This window comes from Azospirillum sp. A26, from assembly GCF_042604635.1.
In the GTDB taxonomy this organism is placed as follows: Bacteria; Pseudomonadota; Alphaproteobacteria; order Azospirillales; family Azospirillaceae; genus Azospirillum; species Azospirillum palustre.
In genome coordinates, this window is record NZ_CP170472.1 from 1,002,440 (window position 1) to 1,018,505 (window position 16,066).

At 66.9% G+C, this 16,066-nt stretch carries 15 protein-coding genes; 6 read left to right on the forward strand and 9 right to left on the reverse strand.

The genetic code is table 11. The annotated features are described in order from the left end of the window. Positions 1-13: 13 nt before the first annotated feature. From ABNQ39_RS05250 to tpiA, 3 genes are all read right to left on the reverse strand, one after another. Positions 14-1,645: a CTP synthase gene (locus ABNQ39_RS05250; protein WP_098739696.1), complete on the reverse strand. Its 1,632-nt coding sequence runs from the start codon at positions 1,643-1,645 to the stop codon at positions 14-16. 274 nt (positions 1,646-1,919) lie between these two features. Then, the gene (gene secG, locus ABNQ39_RS05255; protein ID WP_376959360.1) at positions 1,920-2,243 is read right to left on the reverse strand and encodes a preprotein translocase subunit SecG; all 324 of its coding nucleotides are present in this window, start codon (positions 2,241-2,243) and stop codon (positions 1,920-1,922) included. Between the two features lie 189 nt (positions 2,244-2,432). After that, positions 2,433-3,188 carry a triose-phosphate isomerase gene (tpiA, locus tag ABNQ39_RS05260; RefSeq protein ID WP_376959361.1) on the reverse strand — a complete coding sequence of 252 codons (756 nt, stop codon included), beginning with the start codon at positions 3,186-3,188 and terminating at the stop codon, positions 2,433-2,435. 303 nt (positions 3,189-3,491) lie between these two features. Here tpiA and mbfA point away from each other — a divergent pair, with 303 nt between their 5' ends. Next, positions 3,492-4,448 carry an iron exporter MbfA gene (mbfA, locus tag ABNQ39_RS05265; protein ID WP_376959362.1) on the forward strand — a complete coding sequence of 319 codons (957 nt, stop codon included), beginning with the start codon at positions 3,492-3,494 and terminating at the stop codon, positions 4,446-4,448. Between the two features lie 113 nt (positions 4,449-4,561). Beyond that, positions 4,562-5,074, forward strand: a complete 513-nt coding sequence (locus ABNQ39_RS05270; RefSeq protein ID WP_098739700.1) for a MarR family winged helix-turn-helix transcriptional regulator — start codon at positions 4,562-4,564, stop codon at positions 5,072-5,074. Between the two features lie 21 nt (positions 5,075-5,095). On the opposite strand, the gene ABNQ39_RS05275 is transcribed toward ABNQ39_RS05270, so the two are convergent. Then, positions 5,096-5,386, reverse strand: coding sequence for a hypothetical protein (locus tag ABNQ39_RS05275; RefSeq protein ID WP_376959363.1), 291 nt, complete (start codon positions 5,384-5,386; stop codon positions 5,096-5,098). A 168-nt stretch (positions 5,387-5,554) separates the two neighbouring features. Here ABNQ39_RS05275 and ABNQ39_RS05280 point away from each other — a divergent pair, with 168 nt between their 5' ends. Together ABNQ39_RS05280 and ABNQ39_RS05285 are read left to right on the forward strand one after the other, a co-directional pair. Next, positions 5,555-6,256: a response regulator gene (locus tag ABNQ39_RS05280; RefSeq protein WP_098739701.1), complete on the forward strand. Its 702-nt coding sequence runs from the start codon at positions 5,555-5,557 to the stop codon at positions 6,254-6,256. Then, positions 6,253-7,665 carry an ATP-binding protein gene (locus tag ABNQ39_RS05285; RefSeq protein ID WP_376959364.1) on the forward strand — a complete coding sequence of 471 codons (1,413 nt, stop codon included), beginning with the start codon at positions 6,253-6,255 and terminating at the stop codon, positions 7,663-7,665. The genes ABNQ39_RS05280 and ABNQ39_RS05285 overlap by 4 nt, the downstream gene beginning before the upstream one ends. A 147-nt stretch (positions 7,666-7,812) precedes the next feature. On the opposite strand, the gene ABNQ39_RS05290 is transcribed toward ABNQ39_RS05285, so the two are convergent. Then, positions 7,813-8,502 carry a LuxR C-terminal-related transcriptional regulator gene (locus ABNQ39_RS05290; protein WP_098739703.1) on the reverse strand — a complete coding sequence of 230 codons (690 nt, stop codon included), beginning with the start codon at positions 8,500-8,502 and terminating at the stop codon, positions 7,813-7,815. Between the two features lie 523 nt (positions 8,503-9,025). Here ABNQ39_RS05290 and ABNQ39_RS05295 point away from each other — a divergent pair. After that, positions 9,026-9,199: a hypothetical protein gene (locus ABNQ39_RS05295; RefSeq protein ID WP_199235437.1), complete on the forward strand. Its 174-nt coding sequence runs from the start codon at positions 9,026-9,028 to the stop codon at positions 9,197-9,199. A 90-nt stretch (positions 9,200-9,289) separates the two neighbouring features. Here ABNQ39_RS05295 and ABNQ39_RS05300 read toward each other — a convergent pair whose 3' ends face one another. The 3 genes from ABNQ39_RS05300 to hflK all read right to left on the reverse strand — a co-directional run bounded on the left by ABNQ39_RS05300 (position 9,290) and on the right by hflK (position 13,336). Then, a complete protein-coding gene (locus ABNQ39_RS05300) occupies positions 9,290-10,939 on the reverse strand; it encodes a DegQ family serine endoprotease (RefSeq protein WP_376959365.1) in 1,650 nt (549 codons plus the stop codon). A 200-nt stretch (positions 10,940-11,139) separates the two neighbouring features. Next, positions 11,140-12,069: a protease modulator HflC gene (gene hflC, locus ABNQ39_RS05305; protein ID WP_376959366.1), complete on the reverse strand. Its 930-nt coding sequence runs from the start codon at positions 12,067-12,069 to the stop codon at positions 11,140-11,142. Between the two features lie 13 nt (positions 12,070-12,082). Next, positions 12,083-13,336 (reverse strand): FtsH protease activity modulator HflK, encoded by a 1,254-nt coding sequence (gene hflK, locus ABNQ39_RS05310; protein WP_376959367.1) that lies wholly within the window; start codon positions 13,334-13,336, stop codon positions 12,083-12,085. 173 nt (positions 13,337-13,509) lie between these two features. Between hflK and apbC the strand changes: the two genes are divergently transcribed. Then, the gene (gene apbC / locus ABNQ39_RS05315; protein WP_376959368.1) at positions 13,510-14,682 is read left to right on the forward strand and encodes an iron-sulfur cluster carrier protein ApbC; all 1,173 of its coding nucleotides are present in this window, start codon (positions 13,510-13,512) and stop codon (positions 14,680-14,682) included. A gap of 39 nt (positions 14,683-14,721) precedes the next feature. Here apbC and ABNQ39_RS05320 read toward each other — a convergent pair whose 3' ends face one another. Then, positions 14,722-15,972: an Hsp70 family protein gene (locus ABNQ39_RS05320; protein ID WP_376959369.1), complete on the reverse strand. Its 1,251-nt coding sequence runs from the start codon at positions 15,970-15,972 to the stop codon at positions 14,722-14,724. Between the last annotated feature and the right edge of the window lie 94 nt (positions 15,973-16,066).

The following is a 16,066-nucleotide window of genomic DNA, read 5'->3' on the forward strand; positions in this document are numbered from 1 at the left end:
CGGTCTGAAACGGTCAGACCAGCCGGCTCTGATCGATGGCCGCCTTGATGAAGGCGGTGAACAGCGGGTGCGGCTCGAACGGCTTGGACTTCAGTTCCGGGTGGAACTGCACGCCGATGAACCAGGGATGGTCGGGGATCTCGACGATCTCCGGCAGTTCCCCGTCCGGCGACAGGCCGCTGAACCTCATGCCGCAGCGCTCCAGACGCTCCTTGTAATACACGTTCACCTCATAGCGGTGACGGTGCCGTTCGGAGATGTCGGTGGTGCCGTAGACCTCGGCGACCTTGCTGCCGTCCAGCAGCTTGGCCGGATAGGCGCCCAGACGCATGGTGCCGCCCAGATCGCCGACTTCGGCACGGCGTTCCAGAGTGTTGCCGCGCATCCACTCCGTCATCAGGCCGACGACCGGATTGCCCGGCTTGCCCAGCTCGGTGGAACCGGCATCCTCGATCTTCGCCATGTTGCGGGCGGCTTCGATCACCGCCATCTGCATGCCGAAGCAGATGCCGAAGTACGGCACCTTGCGCTCACGCGCAAACTGGGCTGCCCGGATCTTGCCTTCCGTGCCGCGGGAGCCGAAGCCGCCCGGCACCAGGATGCCATGGACGTTTTCCAGCCGCTTCACCGCGGCGTCGTCATCCTCGAAGATCTCCGAATCGATCCAGTCGAGGTTGACCTTGACGTTGTTGGCGATGCCGCCATGGGTCAGCGCCTCGGCCAGCGACTTGTAGCTGTCGAGCAGGCTGATGTACTTGCCGACCACCGCGATGGTGACCTCGCCCTGCGGCTTGCGCACCCGATCCATGATGCGGGTCCAGCGCGACAGGTCCGGCTCCTTGTCGGTCGGCAGGCCGAAATAGTTCAGGACCTGGGTGTCGAAGCCTTCCTCGTGGTAGCTGATCGGCACTTGGTAGATCGAGTCGACGTCGAGCGCCGCGATCACCCGCTCCGGACGGATGTTGCAGAACAGCGCGATCTTCTTGCGCTCGTTCTCCGGAATCGGACGGTCGGCGCGGCACAGCAGGATGTTGGCCTGGATGCCGACGCTCAGCAGTTCCTTCACCGAATGCTGGGTCGGCTTGGTCTTCAGCTCGCCGGCGGTCGGGATGTAGGGCAGCAGCGTCAGGTGGATGTAGAGCACATTCTCCTGGCCGACCTCGTTGCCGAACTGGCGGATCGCCTCCAGGAAGGGCAGCGACTCGATATCGCCCACCGTGCCGCCGATCTCGATGAGGACGAAGTCCTCGTCGGTGGCGTCGGCGCGGATGAACTCCTTGATCTCGTCGGTGATGTGCGGAATGACCTGAACGGTGCCGCCCAGGTAATCGCCGCGACGCTCCTTCGCGATCACGGTGGAGTAGATGCGACCGGTGGTGATGTTGTCGCCCTTGCGGGCCGACACGCCGGTGAAGCGCTCGTAATGGCCGAGGTCAAGGTCCGTCTCAGCCCCGTCGTCGGTCACGAAGACCTCGCCGTGCTGATACGGGCTCATCGTGCCGGGATCGACGTTCAGGTACGGGTCCAGCTTGCGCAGCCGCACCTTGTAGCCGCGCGTCTGGAGAAGCGCCCCAAGCGCCGCCGATGCCAGACCTTTGCCCAGCGAAGAAACGACGCCACCGGTGATGAAGATGTAGCGAGTCATGTCCGTCCGAAGAGCTTGAGAGCTGTTCCATGTCCCCAGAGGGGACGGATTCGACATGTCCCCAGAGGGGACGGATTCGACATGTCCCCAGAGGGAACGGATTCGACATGTCCCCAGAGGGAACGGAGTTTTCATGCCCCCCGATGGGGGCGAATGTTCCAGTCCCCGGAGAGCCGCAGCGGCGTCCGCCGCAATCAGCCCTCAAAAGAAAGAGGCGGCTTCGGGGAGGCCGCCTCGCTGTCCGCTTCGCACCCGTGCGCTGGGAACTGTCCCGTTACTGGGACACCGGCGGCGCGGGTTGGGCCGGAGCGGCCGGGGCCGTCGGAGCCGCCGGGCTGGCCGGCAGCGTGTCGATGATCGACGCCGGGCGCGAATGGCCACCGGCCAGGATCGCCAGCACGATGCTGGTGGCGAAGAAGCAGCCCGCCAGAATGCCGGTGGTCCGCGTCAGCAGGTTGGCGGTGCCGCGGGTGCTCATCATACCGCCCATCGTACCGCCGCCGATGCCGAGCCCGCCGCCTTCCGACCGCTGGATCAGGATCACACCGACCAGCCCGACGGCGATCAGCAGGTGAATGACCAGAATCACCGATTCCATGCGATGCTCACCCCACAACCATCCCAAAAATCGAATAGCGCGCCACAGGCCGTCTTAAGGGCCCGTGGCGCGCGCCCATTGTTTGTACCGCGCCATCGCGCGATATGCCAGCGCCAAAATACCTGAGCCTTATCCGTTGGCGGCATGGCTGACACCGCTTGCGCGCCATGCCGCAAGGGAAGGCCGGCGTCAGCGGCAGGCGGTGCCGATGGCCCAGAAATCGTCGGCCTTCAGCGACGCGCCGCCGACCAGGGCGCCGTCGACATTCTCCACCGCCATCAGCTCCGCGGCGTTGCTCGGCTTGACCGAGCCGCCATAGAGGATGCGGACCTTGGCGGACCCGGCGATCTTGCCGTCCAGCTCGGCGCGGATGTGGGCGTGCATCGCCTTCACATCGTCCGGGGTCGCGGTCTTGCCGGTGCCGATGGCCCAGACCGGCTCATAGGCGATCACGGTGTTGTCAGCCGTCGCCCCGGCGGGGATGGAGCCGGCCAGTTGGCCCGACACCACGGCGTTGGCCTGGCCGGCGTCGCGCTGCGCCTCGGTCTCGCCGACGCAGATGATGGCGACGAGGCCCTCCTTATGTGCGGCCACTGCCTTGGCATTCACTATGGCATCGCTCTCGCCATGGTCGGCGCGGCGCTCCGAATGGCCGAGGATGACGAAGCGGCAGCCGGCGTCCTTCAGCATGGTCGGCGCGACGTCGCCGGTGTGGGCGCCGGACGTCTTCGGCGCACAGTCCTGGCCGCCCAGCGCCAGCGGGCTGTCGGCGATCGCCTCGCCCACCGGGAACAACAGCGGGAAGGGCGGGCAGACCAGCATGTCGAAAGCGACCGGCCCGGCGCCCTTCAGCCGACCGGCGAGGTCGGAGGCGAGATCCAGCCCGTCGGCCTTCAACCCGTTCATCTTCCAGTTTCCGGCGATCAGCTTCCGGTTGGCGGTCATGGTCGTTTCCTTCTTGTGTCGGCTTTATATGGGAACTTGTGGAACGTTCTTGCCTCTCGTGACCCAAGGCCATAGCAAGCCCGCTGCGGAATTTCCACTCACCCGACCGGCACATCGCCCCCCGAAAGCCATAAGAGACATCTTGTAGCAGTCCCCGGCGGAAGCCCGTCGGCCGCCCTCCGGCAAAGCCGGATCACATCCTTGGCGGAGCCGGACCATACGAAGTGCCATGTTGCGGATGCCCCTTTCCGGAATAGCATCATTTGCAACGCACCAACTCCCCGCGGCGAAGGCCTCACCCCCATGAAGAACTTCTCGGACCTGACGGAAAAGGAACTGCTGGCACTCGCCATCGCGCTGGAGGAGGAAGACAGCCGCATCTATGACGAGTTCGCCCACGGCCTCGCCGACAATTATCCCGACACGGCGAAGCTGTTCCGTGCGATGGCGTCGGAGGAAAGCGGACATCGCCACCGGCTGCTGGAACTGTTCCAGGCACGATTCGGCGACCACATTCCGCTGATCCGCCGCCAGGACGTAAAGGGCTTCGTCGAGCGCAAGCCGGTCTGGCTGACCCGCCCGCTGGGGCTCGACACCGTGCGGCGTCAGGCCGAGCTGATGGAGGCGGAAACCAAGCGCTTCTACACCCGCGCCGCCGAGCGCTCGCAAGATGCCACCATCCGCCAGCTTCTGGGCGATCTGGCGGAGGAGGAGCGGCGGCACGAGGCCAAGGCCGAGCGGCTGGAGGCGAAATACGTCTCTCCCCAGGTGCGCGAGCAGGAACACGAATCGGAACGGCGCCTGTTCCTCCTGCAGATCGTCCAGCCGGGTCTGGCCGGGCTGATGGACGGGTCGGTGTCCACGCTGGCCCCGCTATTCGCCGCCGCCTTCGCCACCCAAAGCAGCCACGAGACCTTTCTGGTCGGGCTGGCCGCCTCCATCGGCGCCGGCATCTCGATGGGCTTCGCCGAGGCGCTGTCCGACAACGGGTCACTGACCGGGCGCGGCAGCCCGTGGCTGCGCGGTCTGGTCTGCGGCGCCATGACCACGCTGGGCGGGCTGGGCCACGCCCTGCCCTATCTGATCCCGCATTTCTGGACGGCGACCGCCGTCGCCATCGCCGTTGTGGCGGTGGAACTGGCTGTCATCGCCTGGATCCGCAACCGTTACATGGACACGCCGCTGCTGTCCGCCGCCTTCCAGGTGGTGGTCGGCGGGCTGCTCGTCTTCGGCACCGGCATCCTGATCGGCAGCGCCTGAGCACGGGAGGAAAAGCCGGTTCCCGGAACGAGCTTGTTCTTGTAACCGGTCGCACGATTGTTTATGTCTGAGTTGCTGTCCTAATTAGAACAAATCGAACCAACCGCGTTGCCATGGCTGACCTTAAAGCGGGCGTGAACCAGCTCTTCCTCCGCGAGGAGGAACTCCGCACCGGGATGGAGCTGCTTTTCTACGCCTATCGCGAATTCACCGCCGAGCCGGACGAAATTCTGGCCGAGATCGGCTTCGGCCGCGCGCATCACCGCGTGATCTACTTCGTCGGCCGGTATCCGAAGATCACGGTGTCGGAACTGCTGGCGATCCTGAAGATCACCAAGCAGAGCCTGTCGCGCGTGCTGGGCGAACTGGTCCGCCAGGGCTTCATCGACCAGCAGACCGGTGCCCGTGACCGAAGGCAGCGGCTGCTGGAGTTGACGGAAAAGGGCGTGGAGCTGGAGCGCCAGCTGTCCGAGACCCAGCGTCAGCGCATCGCCCGCGCCTATCGCATGGCGGGGGCCGAGGCGGTGGAGGGGTTCCGCAAGGTGATGATGGGCATGCTGGACGAGGAGGACCGGGCGAAATTCGCACCGCCCGTTCCTCCTGCCCGTCTTGCCGTCAAACGCTGATCCGGGAACTGTCGTAGCTGGTCAGCCGGCTTTCGATTCGATGGTCTCCACCGGAGCTGCGGTCTGGGCCTCCGTCGGTGCTGCCTCGGTCGGCTTTGCTTCGGTTGCGCCGTCGGCCGGCTTTTCAGCGGCCGCCTTCGCCTCGTTGGGATTGCGGCGGCGGAAGCCGCCCTTGCGGTACACCACGTTTTCAGAAGCGCCAGGTGGGCATTGAACGATGTTCCCGCCCTTCGCCAGGAAGGCACGGGTCATGTCGGCGAGGTCTTGGGAGTCCAGGTCCCGGGGGTCGTTGGACCTGTGGTGGTCGGCCATCGTGATCGCTCCTCGTGTCTCTCGGCCCTCAGCGGAGGGCACATGGAGGTTAACACGGATCAAGGCCAAAACGGCCAAGCGCTTACACGACTGCCCGCCATGCATACCCAAGATATGTTCGGCAGGCACCTCTATGTCGATTGCGGGGAGCCGCGTTATAGTCCGGCCATGACCGAAGATCAGCCCCACATCCTGGTCGTCGACGACGACACCCGCCTGCGCGAACTCTTGCGCAAATACCTCGCCGGCAACGGCTTTCTGGTCAGCACCGCCCGCGACGCCGCCGATGCGCGGGCGCAGTTGGGCGGGCTGGCCTTCGACCTGCTGGTGCTCGACATCATGATGCCGGGCGAATCGGGGCTGTCGCTGACCGAATCGCTCCGGCGCGAACGGGACCTGCCGATCCTGCTGCTGACCGCGCGGGACGAGCCGGACGACCGCATCGCCGGGCTGGAGGCCGGGGCCGACGACTATCTCGCCAAACCCTTCAACCCGCGCGAGCTGCTGCTGCGCATCAACTCCATCCTGCGCCGGCAGGCGGCGCGCCCGCCGGAACCGACGGCCCCGCCGGCCGCCCCGGTCCGGCTCGGTCCCCTCACCTACCTGCCCGACCGGGACGAATTGCGCCAGGGCGACGAGGTGATCCGCCTGACCACGGCGGAGGCCAGCCTGCTACGCATCCTCGCCACCTCGCCCGGCATCACCTTCACGCGCGACGAGCTGACCGAACGCAGCAAGGTCGCCGGCAACGCCCGCACCGTCGATGTCCAGGTCACACGCCTGCGCCGCAAGATCGAGGCCGACCCGCGCGAGCCGCGTTACCTCCACACCGTCCGCGGCGAGGGGTATGTGCTGAGGCCTGATCCGTGACGGCGAGCGGGCAGGCCGGGGCCGACAATGCAGCGGCCAAGCGGGCGGCGACCCGCCGGGCCGAGCGGCGGCGGCGCACGCCGTTCCTGAAGAGATTCCTGCCGCGAACCCTGTTCGGACGGTCCCTGCTGATCATCGTCACGCCGGTGATCCTGGCCCAGGCGGTGGCGACCTGGATCTTCTACGACCGCCATTGGGACACGGTGACGAACCGGCTGGCCTATGGGGTTGCCGGCGACATCGCCACCGTCATCGCCGTGCTGGAACACGACCCGACGCCGGAGGGGCGCGACTGGACGCTGGCCACCGCCGCCCGCACCACCGACCTGATCGTCACCCTGGAGCCTGGTCAGATCCTGCCGGAGCAGCGCCGCCAGCAGAGCGGCCTGCTCGGCGGCCTGCTGGAACGCACGCTGGGCAAGGCGCTGGAGGACCGAGTCGGCCGTCCCTTCACCATCAACACCCGCGTCGCCCATGAATGGTACGAGATCCGGGTGCAGATGGCCGACGGGGTGCTCTCGGTGATGTCGCCAGAACGCCGGCTGTTCACGCCCACCAGCTACATCTTTATCCTGTGGATGGTCGGGTCGGCCATCGTGCTGTTCGCCGTCGCCATCCTGTTCATGCGCAACCAGATCAGGCCGATCAAGCGACTGGCGATTGCCGCCGACGCTCTCGGCAAGGGCCGCGATGTCTCCAACTTCAAGATGGAGGGGGCGACGGAGGTGCGGCAGGCGGCTTCCGCCTTCCTGCTGATGCGCGAGCGCATCCAGCGGCAGATCAACCAGCGTACTGAGATGCTGGCCGGCGTCAGCCACGATCTGCGCACGCCGCTGACCCGGATGAAGCTGGCGCTCGACATGATCGAGGATCCCGACCTCGACCCCGAGGTGGAGGAGCTGAAAGCCGACGTCGCCGAGATGGAGGAGATGATCGAAGGTTACCTCGCCTTCGCCCGTGGCGAGGGGACCGAGGCGGTGCAGCCGACCGACCTGACCCGCCTGCTGAACGAGGTTGCCGCCGGTGCCCGGCGCGAGGGAACCGAGGTGACGCTGACCGCAGCGGAGGGACTGTCCCTTCCGTTGCGGCCCAACGCGGTCCGCCGCTGCATCGCCAACCTGCTGGTCAATGCCGGCCGCCATGCCGGCACCGCCTGGGTCAAGGCGGACCGGAAGGACGGCGTGATCGAAATCACCGTGGACGACGACGGTCCGGGCATTCCCGCCTATATGCGCGACGACGTGTTCAAGCCCTTCTTCCGCGTCGACAGCAGCCGCAACCTCGACACCGGCGGCTCCGGCCTGGGGCTGACCATCGCGCGCGACGTGGCGCGCAGCCACGGCGGCGACATCACGCTGGACGACAGCCCTTACGGCGGCCTGCGCGCGGTGATCCGGCTGCCGATCTGATCCGATGAGGCGATGCCATGAAAAAGCCCGCCTTCATTCAGGCGGGCAATTCATGTCATGCAATGACGACCTCGTCCCCCACCCTCCCTACGAGCAGCAAAGCGCAGGCAGGAAAGGTGGGAGCGGGGGCAATGGACGAGCGCGGGGTTACTGGTTCGCCGCCGCCGCGACGACATTGGCGCCGGCAAGCTCGCCGCCGATGCCGTTGTTCAGCGCCCAGATGGCGGCCTGGGTGCGGTTGGAGGCGTTGATCTTGCGCAGCAGGCTCTTCAGGTGAACCTTCACGGTGGCTTCCGTGATGTTCAGATGATTGGCGATCATCTTGTTGCTGTCGCCGTTCAGCAGGCAGCGCAGGATCTGCACTTCGCGCTGCGACAGGCCCTTGCGCGACACCGGCATTTCGGTGCCGTTGCCGTTGACGCGGCCGGAGATCAGCAGAGCCGCCAGATGGGTCGGGAACACCTTCTCGCCCATCATCACCAGCTTCAGCGACTGGGCCAGCGCGTCGGACGACAGGTCCTTCATCAGATAGCCGTCGGCACCGGCTTCCAGCGCGTTCGCCAAGCGGCGGGTGCACAGGTCGCTGGTCAGGATGACCAGCCGGGTTTCCGGCAGCAGGGCGCGCAGGCGGCGCATGCCGTCGGCTTCCTCGTCGCCGCCATTCTGCAGGTCGAGAAGGACCAGCTGAGGCCGAATCCCGTTCTCAACCGAACCCAGCGCCTCCCGCAGGTTTCCCGCCTCGGCAACGATCTGGAAGGGCGAATCGTCGAGCAGGCGCTTCAGCCCCTCGCGAAACAGCTTGTTCGAGTCGATAAGAAAAGCGCGCACTGAGTCCATTGTCCGCTCCCGCAAATTTAGTCGATCGTCATGACGTCGTGGCCAGGATGGAGGCCGTTGTACAGAGGAAGGTCCCGACGCATTGGCGATTCGGCGATTACCCCTCGATAGCTTCGGCAGGCCGTTATTTAGGGGGAGGTTACCCCCGTGTCGTGTCCTACGGTACCACTCTCCGGAGTTAAAAGAAGAACGCATTGGGCATATGCGCAAAGCCTCTCCAAGATTTCCGGATCCAAAGATATCACAGCAGCGAACATTGTTATGCGCAAAGGCATTAACTGTTTTGTTAACCACCACTTATTTGCGTATAAGCGTATCTCCTAAGCAATCAATGCCGCAAAATTCTCACACCGGGTTGCTCCGACCACTGCCGACGGGATGACGCCAACAGATACCCCGAATGGAGCGCCCGTACTTTCGACATAGAAGAGGCCGCCGCCATCGTCGTAGCCTTGACCCCGCCCGGTCGCGCATGCGCATTTCCGCCGGCTTCCGCCACCCGCGGAGAGAGGATGAGGACAGGATGGGCTGGCAGATCATCGCCGCCGCCATGGCGGGCTATCTTGTGCTGCTGGGACGCAGTGCCTGGAAACAGGGCGAGTTCCTCCAGTACCTGCGCAGCCTTGCCATCGTCGCCACCCTGTGCGCCCTGCTCGCCGGCGCCGTTGCCCTGGCAATGCTGCTGGACGGAGCATAGGCGCGCGGCCAGCCCCCTCTCCCACTGTCCACAAACGAAAAGGGCGCCGGCGGTTTCCCGCCGGCGCCCTTCTTCATTGCCCGCAGGCGATCAGCTGAGCGGGATCGCCACGAAGCGCAGGTCGCCCTTGCGGTCGACCAGCAGCAGCACCGACTTCTTGCTCTGCTCCTTGGCTTTCTGGACCTTGGCGGTCACGTCCTCGGGCTTGCGGACCTCTTCCTGGCCGACCTCGATGATGACGTCGCCCGCGCGCAGGCCTTTTTCCGCCGCGGTGGAGTTGCTCGTCACGTCGGTGATGACCACGCCCTTCATGTCGGGCTTGATCTCGTACTGCTGACGCAGTTCCGGGGTGATGGCGGTCAGCTTCATGCCGAGGGATTCGGTGGGCTTCTGGGCCGGGGCCTTGTCCTTCGGCGGCTGCTTCTCGTCCGGACCGGCGGCGAGCAGACCCTGCTCCTCCGCGGCCTCAAGCTCTCCGACCTTGACCTGGACGGTCTGCGCCTTGCCCTTGCGCCAGACTTCGACCGGAACGGCCTTGTCGATGGAGGTTTCGGCGACGACGCGCGGCAGGCGGCGCATCTCGTCGATTTCGCGGCCGTCGAACTTGGTCACCACGTCGCCGGCCTGGATGCCACCCTTGGCGGCCGGGCCGTCGGGGGTGACGGAGGCGACCAGCGCGCCCTTGTGGCCGGGCAGGCCCAGGCTTTCGGCGATCTCCGGCGTCACCGCCTGGATGCGCACGCCCAGCCAGCCGCGGCGGGTCTTGCCATAGTCCTTGAGCTGCGCCACCACCTGCTTGGCGAGGTTGGACGGAATGGCGAAGCCGATACCGACCGACCCGCCCGACGGCGAGAAGATGGCGGTGTTGATGCCGATGACCTCGCCGTTCAGGTTGAACATCGGGCCGCCGGAATTACCGCGGTTGATCGAGGCGTCGGTCTGGAGGAAATCGTCGTACGGACCGGCGTCGATGTTGCGCTGGCGCGCCGAGATGATGCCGGCGGTGACCGACCCGCCGAGGCCGAACGGGTTGCCGATGGCCAGCACCCAGTCGCCGACGCGCATGGCGTCGCTGTCGCCGAAGGGAACCGCGACCAGCGGATGGCTGGTCTTGATCTTCAGCAGGGCGAGATCGGTCTTGCTGTCCTTGCCGACCAGTTCCGCCTTGATGTTGGTATCATCCTGCAGGATGACGGTGATCTCGTCGGCGTCCTGAACGACGTGGTTGTTGGTGACCACATAGCCGTTCTTGGCGTCGATGATGAAGCCGGAACCGAGCGACGTCGCCTTGCGCTGCGGCTGGTCCTGCTGCTGCTGGCGGTCGAAGAAGTCCTTGAAGAAATCCTCGAAGGGCGAGCCCGGCGGGAACTGCGGGATCTCCGGCCGCTGGCCCTGCTGACGCGGCGGCGCGTTCTGGCTGGTGGAGATGTTGACGACCGCCGGCAGCAGCTTTTCCGCCAGATCGGCGAAGCTGCCGGGCGCATTGCGGTTCGGCGTTGCCGCCTGCGCCTGGGCCGGAGCGGCAGCAATGCCGCCCATCACGGCGCCGCCGGCCATGACCGACGTCATGCCCCAGACGATCGCGGCGACGAGCGGCCGGACGCCCGCCTTGCGAGGCCGGGCCTCGGCCACGGCGCCGCGCGTGGCGGGTTCGAAGTTGGGTATGCGAATCAACGTGCTCTCCCTACCAGACGTCCGGCCGATTCCATGGACGGGAGCGGCCGCCCAGTTCTGGGCCATATATGTGTTGGGCCAAGAGTATGGCCGCAAGATGGCGTGCCGGTCCAGTCGGCACCAGTGGAAAACTTAAGGTCGGAGTTTTCTTTTGAACTCTTGCTGCGGACCGCCGGTCCAATGGCTCGTCCGGCCCGACAGCACTGCGGCCGGACCGGGGGAAACCCCGATCCGGCCGCAAGCCGTTTCGAACCTGACGCGCGGCGTTACTGCGCCGGAGCGGCCGGCGCGGGGGCCGGGGCCGGTGCGGGTGCTGGGGCACCACCGCCGACCTGCGGGCCGGCGCCGTTGAAGTAACGGAAGAACTCGCCGGTCGGCGACAGCACCATGGTGGTGTCGTTGCCGTTCAGCGACTTCCGATAGGCTTCGAGCGACCGGTAGAAGCCGTAGAAGGCGGGGTCCTGCGAGGTCGCCTCGGCAATCAGCTTCAACGCGCTGTTGTCGCCTTCGCCGCGCAGGATCTGCGCGTCGCGCTGGGCCTCGGCGATGATGACCGTGCGCTCGCGTTCGGCGCGCGACTTGATCTGCTGCGACTGCTCCTGGCCCTGGGCACGGGCCTCGGACGCTTCGCGTTCACGCTCGGACCGCATGCGGGCGAAGATCGACTGGCTGGTCTCCTCCGGCAGGTCGGCGCGGCGGATGCGGACGTCGACGATCTCGATGCCGAAGCGCTTGGCCTCGTCGTTCACCTGCCCCTTGATGTCGGTCATGATGCGGGCGCGTTCGTCCGACAGCACGGCCAGCACCGTGACGTTGCCGAGCACGCGGCGCAGGGCCGAGTTGACGATGGAGTTCAGGCGGGTTTCGGCCACCGCCTCGGTCCCGGCGGTCTGGTAGAAGCGCAGCGGGTCGTGGATGCGGTAGCGGGCGAAGGCATCGACATCCAGGCGCTTCTGGTCGGCCAGGATGACCTGCTCCACCGGCGGGTCGAGGTCGAGGACGCGGCGGTCGAGCAGCCGGACCTCCTGGATGAAGGGGATCTTCACCTTCAGGCCCGGATCCTGGATCACCCGGCGCGGCTCGCCGAACTGCAGGACGAGCGCCTGCTGGGCCTCGTTGACGGTGAACAGGGCGGACGACGCGACGACGCCGAGAGCGACGATGGCGATACCGGCGATGGCGAGGGTGCGTTTCATGATGCGATCCTCCTCACTGGCCGGACATTGACGGGTTTTGGGGCAGGGCTGACAGCGGCTGCGTCTGCGTGCCGGACCGCGCGCCCCCCTGGTTGCCGCCCTGGTTGGACGGGGCCTGGCGCGGCGCCTGCTGCTGCGGGGCCGGTGTGGCGTTCGGGGCCAGCTGGTTCAGCGGCAGATAAGGCACGACGTTCTGCGCCGAACCCTCGACGATGATCTTGTTCCGGCCGCGGAAGATCTCCTCCATGGTCTCCAGGTACATGCGCTTGGACGTGACGTCCTTGCTCAGCGCATAGGCCTCGTAAACCTTGCGGAAGCGGTCGGCGTCGCCCTGCGCCAGGCTGACCACCTGCTCGCGATAGGCCGAGGCCTCCTGCACCAGCCGCTCCGCCTCGCCGCGGGCGCGCGGGATGATGTCGTTGCGGTAGGCTTCCGCCTCGTTGCGGGCGCGTTCGCGGTCGGCGCGGGCACGCTGCACGTCGTTGAACGCGTCGATGACCGGCTGCGGCGGGTCGGCCTTCTGCAACTGGACCTGGGTGATCTCGATGCCAGCCTGATACTCGTCCAGCATGGTCTGGAGAAGCTGGCGGGTCGAGGTTTCGATCTGCTGGCGTGCTTCGGTCAAAGCGGGCTGCAGGTCGGTGCGGCCGATGACCTCGCGCATGGCGCTCTCGGCGGCCTTCTTCACCGTCACTTCCGGCTCGCGGATCTTGAACAGGAAGTTGCCGGCGTCCTTGATGACCCAGAACACCGTGAAGTCGATGTCGACGATGTTCTCGTCGCCGGTCAGCATCAGCGACTCGTCCGGCACGTCGCGGTCGTTGCGGCCGCCGCCGACGGAGGACCGGTAACCGACCTCAATGCGGTTGACGCGCGTCACCTTGGGCAGCAGCACCGTCTCGATCGGCGACGGCAGGCGGTAGCGCAGGCCGGGCTGTTCGGTGCGGGTCCACTCGCCGAAGCGCATGACGACGCCCTGCTCGTCCGCCTCGACGCGGTAGATGCCGCTGGCGAGCCAGATCAGGCCGAGCACGCCGGCAACCAGCGCTACGCCGCGGCCGCTGCCGAAGCCGCCGGGCATGGCACGCCGCAGGCGGTCCTGGCTGCGCCGCAGAAGATCCTCAAGGTCGGGAGGCTGCGGGCCACCGCCACCGCCGCCATTTCCTCCGCCCTGGGGACGGCCCCACGGGTTGCCCGGGCCATTGTTGCCCGGCGGGGGACCCCAGGGGCCGCCACCTCCGCCCCCACCTTGATTGTTCCACGGCATCCGACTCTGTCCCCCTTCTGCGATTCGTCCCATCATGTGGAAGCGCAATGGCTTAAGCCCCGCGCATCCCTTTACCGATCTCGTCCGTCGGTCCTATAGTCCCCCATACCCTTCGGCAAGGATTCCACCAACGGATATCCGCCAATATCGGGAAGACAGCGGAGTTTTCAACCATGGCGCAGATCAGCGAAGCTCAAGTCATGCAGGCGCTGAAGACCGTCATCGACCCGGACCGGGGCGGCGACATCGTCAGTTTGGGCATGTTGTCGGGCCTCGTGGTGCGCGACGGGCATGTCGCTTTTTCCATCGAAGTGGACCCCAAGCGCGGCGCGCAGGCCGAGCCCCTGCGCCACGCCGCCGAGAAGGCGGTCGATGCCCTGCCCGGCGTCCTGTCGGTCACCGCCGTGCTCACCGCCCACCGCGCGGCACCGCAGGGTGCGGCACAGAGCCACACGCATTCGCATGGTGGGCAGCACGGCCACTCCCATGGCCATTCCCATGGAGGGGCACCGCAGGGAGCGCCGCAGGGCGACCCGCAGAAGCCGCTGGTTCCCGGCGTGAAGGCCATCGTCGCGGTGGCGTCCGGCAAGGGCGGCGTCGGCAAATCGACCACCTCGGCCAATCTGGCGCTGGCGCTGGCGGCGAATGGGTTGAAGGTCGGTCTGCTCGATGCCGACATCTACGGCCCGTCGATGCCGCGCATGATGGGCATCGCCGGCCGGCCGAACAGCCCCGACGGCAAGCGCCTGGAGCCGATGGAGAATTTCGGCATCAAGGTGATGTCGATGGGCTTCCTGGTGGCCGAGGACACGCCGATGATCTGGCGCGGACCGATGGTGATGAGCGCGTTGCAGCAGATGCTGCGCGACGTGAACTGGGGCACCCTCGACGTGCTGGTGGTGGACATGCCGCCGGGCACGGGCGACGCCCAGCTGACCATGGCCCAGCAGGTTCCGCTGGCGGGTGCGGTGATCGTCTCCACCCCGCAGGACATCGCCCTGCTTGACGCCCGCAAGGGGCTGAACATGTTCCGCCGCGTCGATGTGCCCGTGCTGGGCATCATCGAGAACATGAGCTATTTCTGCTGCCCCAACTGCGGCCACCGCACCGACATCTTCAGCCACGGCGGCGCCCGCAAGGAAGCCGACGATCTGGGCATGGAGTTCCTCGGCGAGATCCCGCTTCACCTGTCGATCCGCGAGACCTCCGACCAGGGCCAGCCCATCGTGGTGTCGCAGCCTGACTCCGAGCATGCCCAGGCCTATCGCCGGATCGCGACGCGCCTGTGGGAGAAGATTGGCGGCGGCACCGGCGGCCGTGCGGCACCGCGCATCGTCGTGCAGTGACCGGTCAGGGGTGGGAGGTCGCCTCCCACCCCGTCCCGTTCATCCGTAGCGCCGCAACGCCTCCACCGTCAGCCCCAGGCCGACGGAGCCGAAGATGTTGCCTTCCACCACCCGCGCGCCCGGCGCCTCGGCCAGGATCGCCACGCGGACCTGGGGTAGCAGGGTGGAGCCGCCGGTCAGGAACACCGCGTCAATGCGGTCGGCGGTCACGCCTGCGTCGGACAGGCAGTCGCGGATGCGCGTGCCGATGCGCGCCGCCAGCGAGCCGGTGGCGCGGTTCAGCGCCGGACGGTCCACCGCCAGGGCAAGCTCCCCGTCGCCCCAATCCAGCGCCAGTTGCGTCGCCTCATGGTCGGACAGGGCGATCTTGGTGCGCTCCACCGCCATCGCCAGCGCATGGCCCTGGCGATGTTCGACCACGCCGATCAGGCGCCCGATCTTTTCCGGCTCGGCGGAATCGCGTTGCAGGCGCTCCAGCTCGGCCATCGCCTTGGCGGTGTAGAGGAAGTTGATCTTCGACCAGGTGGCCAGATCGAAATAGATGCTCTTCGGCGCCAGAAGCCCGGCACGCTTCATGGCGCTGCCCAGCCCAAGCTCCGGCATGGCAGTGGCGAGGCTGAGGTCGCGGTCGAAATCGGTGCCGCCGACGCGGATGCCGTCGTTGGCCAGGATGTCGCCGGCCCGGTCGGCCTTGCCGCGCCGCTCCGGCCCGATGCGGACGACGGAAAAGTCCGACGTACCGCCGCCGATGTCGGCGATCAGCGCCAGTTCCTCGCCCGCCACCTGCTGTTCGTAATCGAGGGCGGCGGCGATGGGCTCGAACTGGAAGGAGACGTTGCGGAAGCCGGCAGCCTGCGCGATCCGGCCCAGCGCCTCTTCCGCCGCTGCATCGCCGGCCGGGTCGCCGTCGACGAAATGGACCGGGCGGCCGACCACGACGTCGCCCAACTCGCCGCCCAGCGCATCCTCCGCCCGCTTCTTCACCAGATCGAGGAAGGTGCCGATCACCGCGCGGAAGCTGATGCGGCCCTTGCGGAGCGCCGTGTCGGCATCGATCAGGTCGGTGCCGAGCATCGACTTGATCGAGCGCATCAGCCGCCCTTCCACCCCCGACACATAGCCGTCGATGGCGGCCTGGCCGATGGTGGTGCGGTCATGTTCGAAGTCGAAGAACACCGCGGTCGGCAGGGTCGTCCGCGTGCCGTCCAGCGCCAGCAGGCGGAAGCCGTCCGCATCCTGTACGCCCAGCGTCGTGTTCGAGGTGCCGAAATCGAGCCCGCACGCCGTCATGTCCCGCCTCCTGCCCGGATGACCGGTGCGGCCAGCCGCCGCACCGGAAAAGGGGCGAGCGTATAACGGCTCCGGACCGCCGGATCAAGCGCCC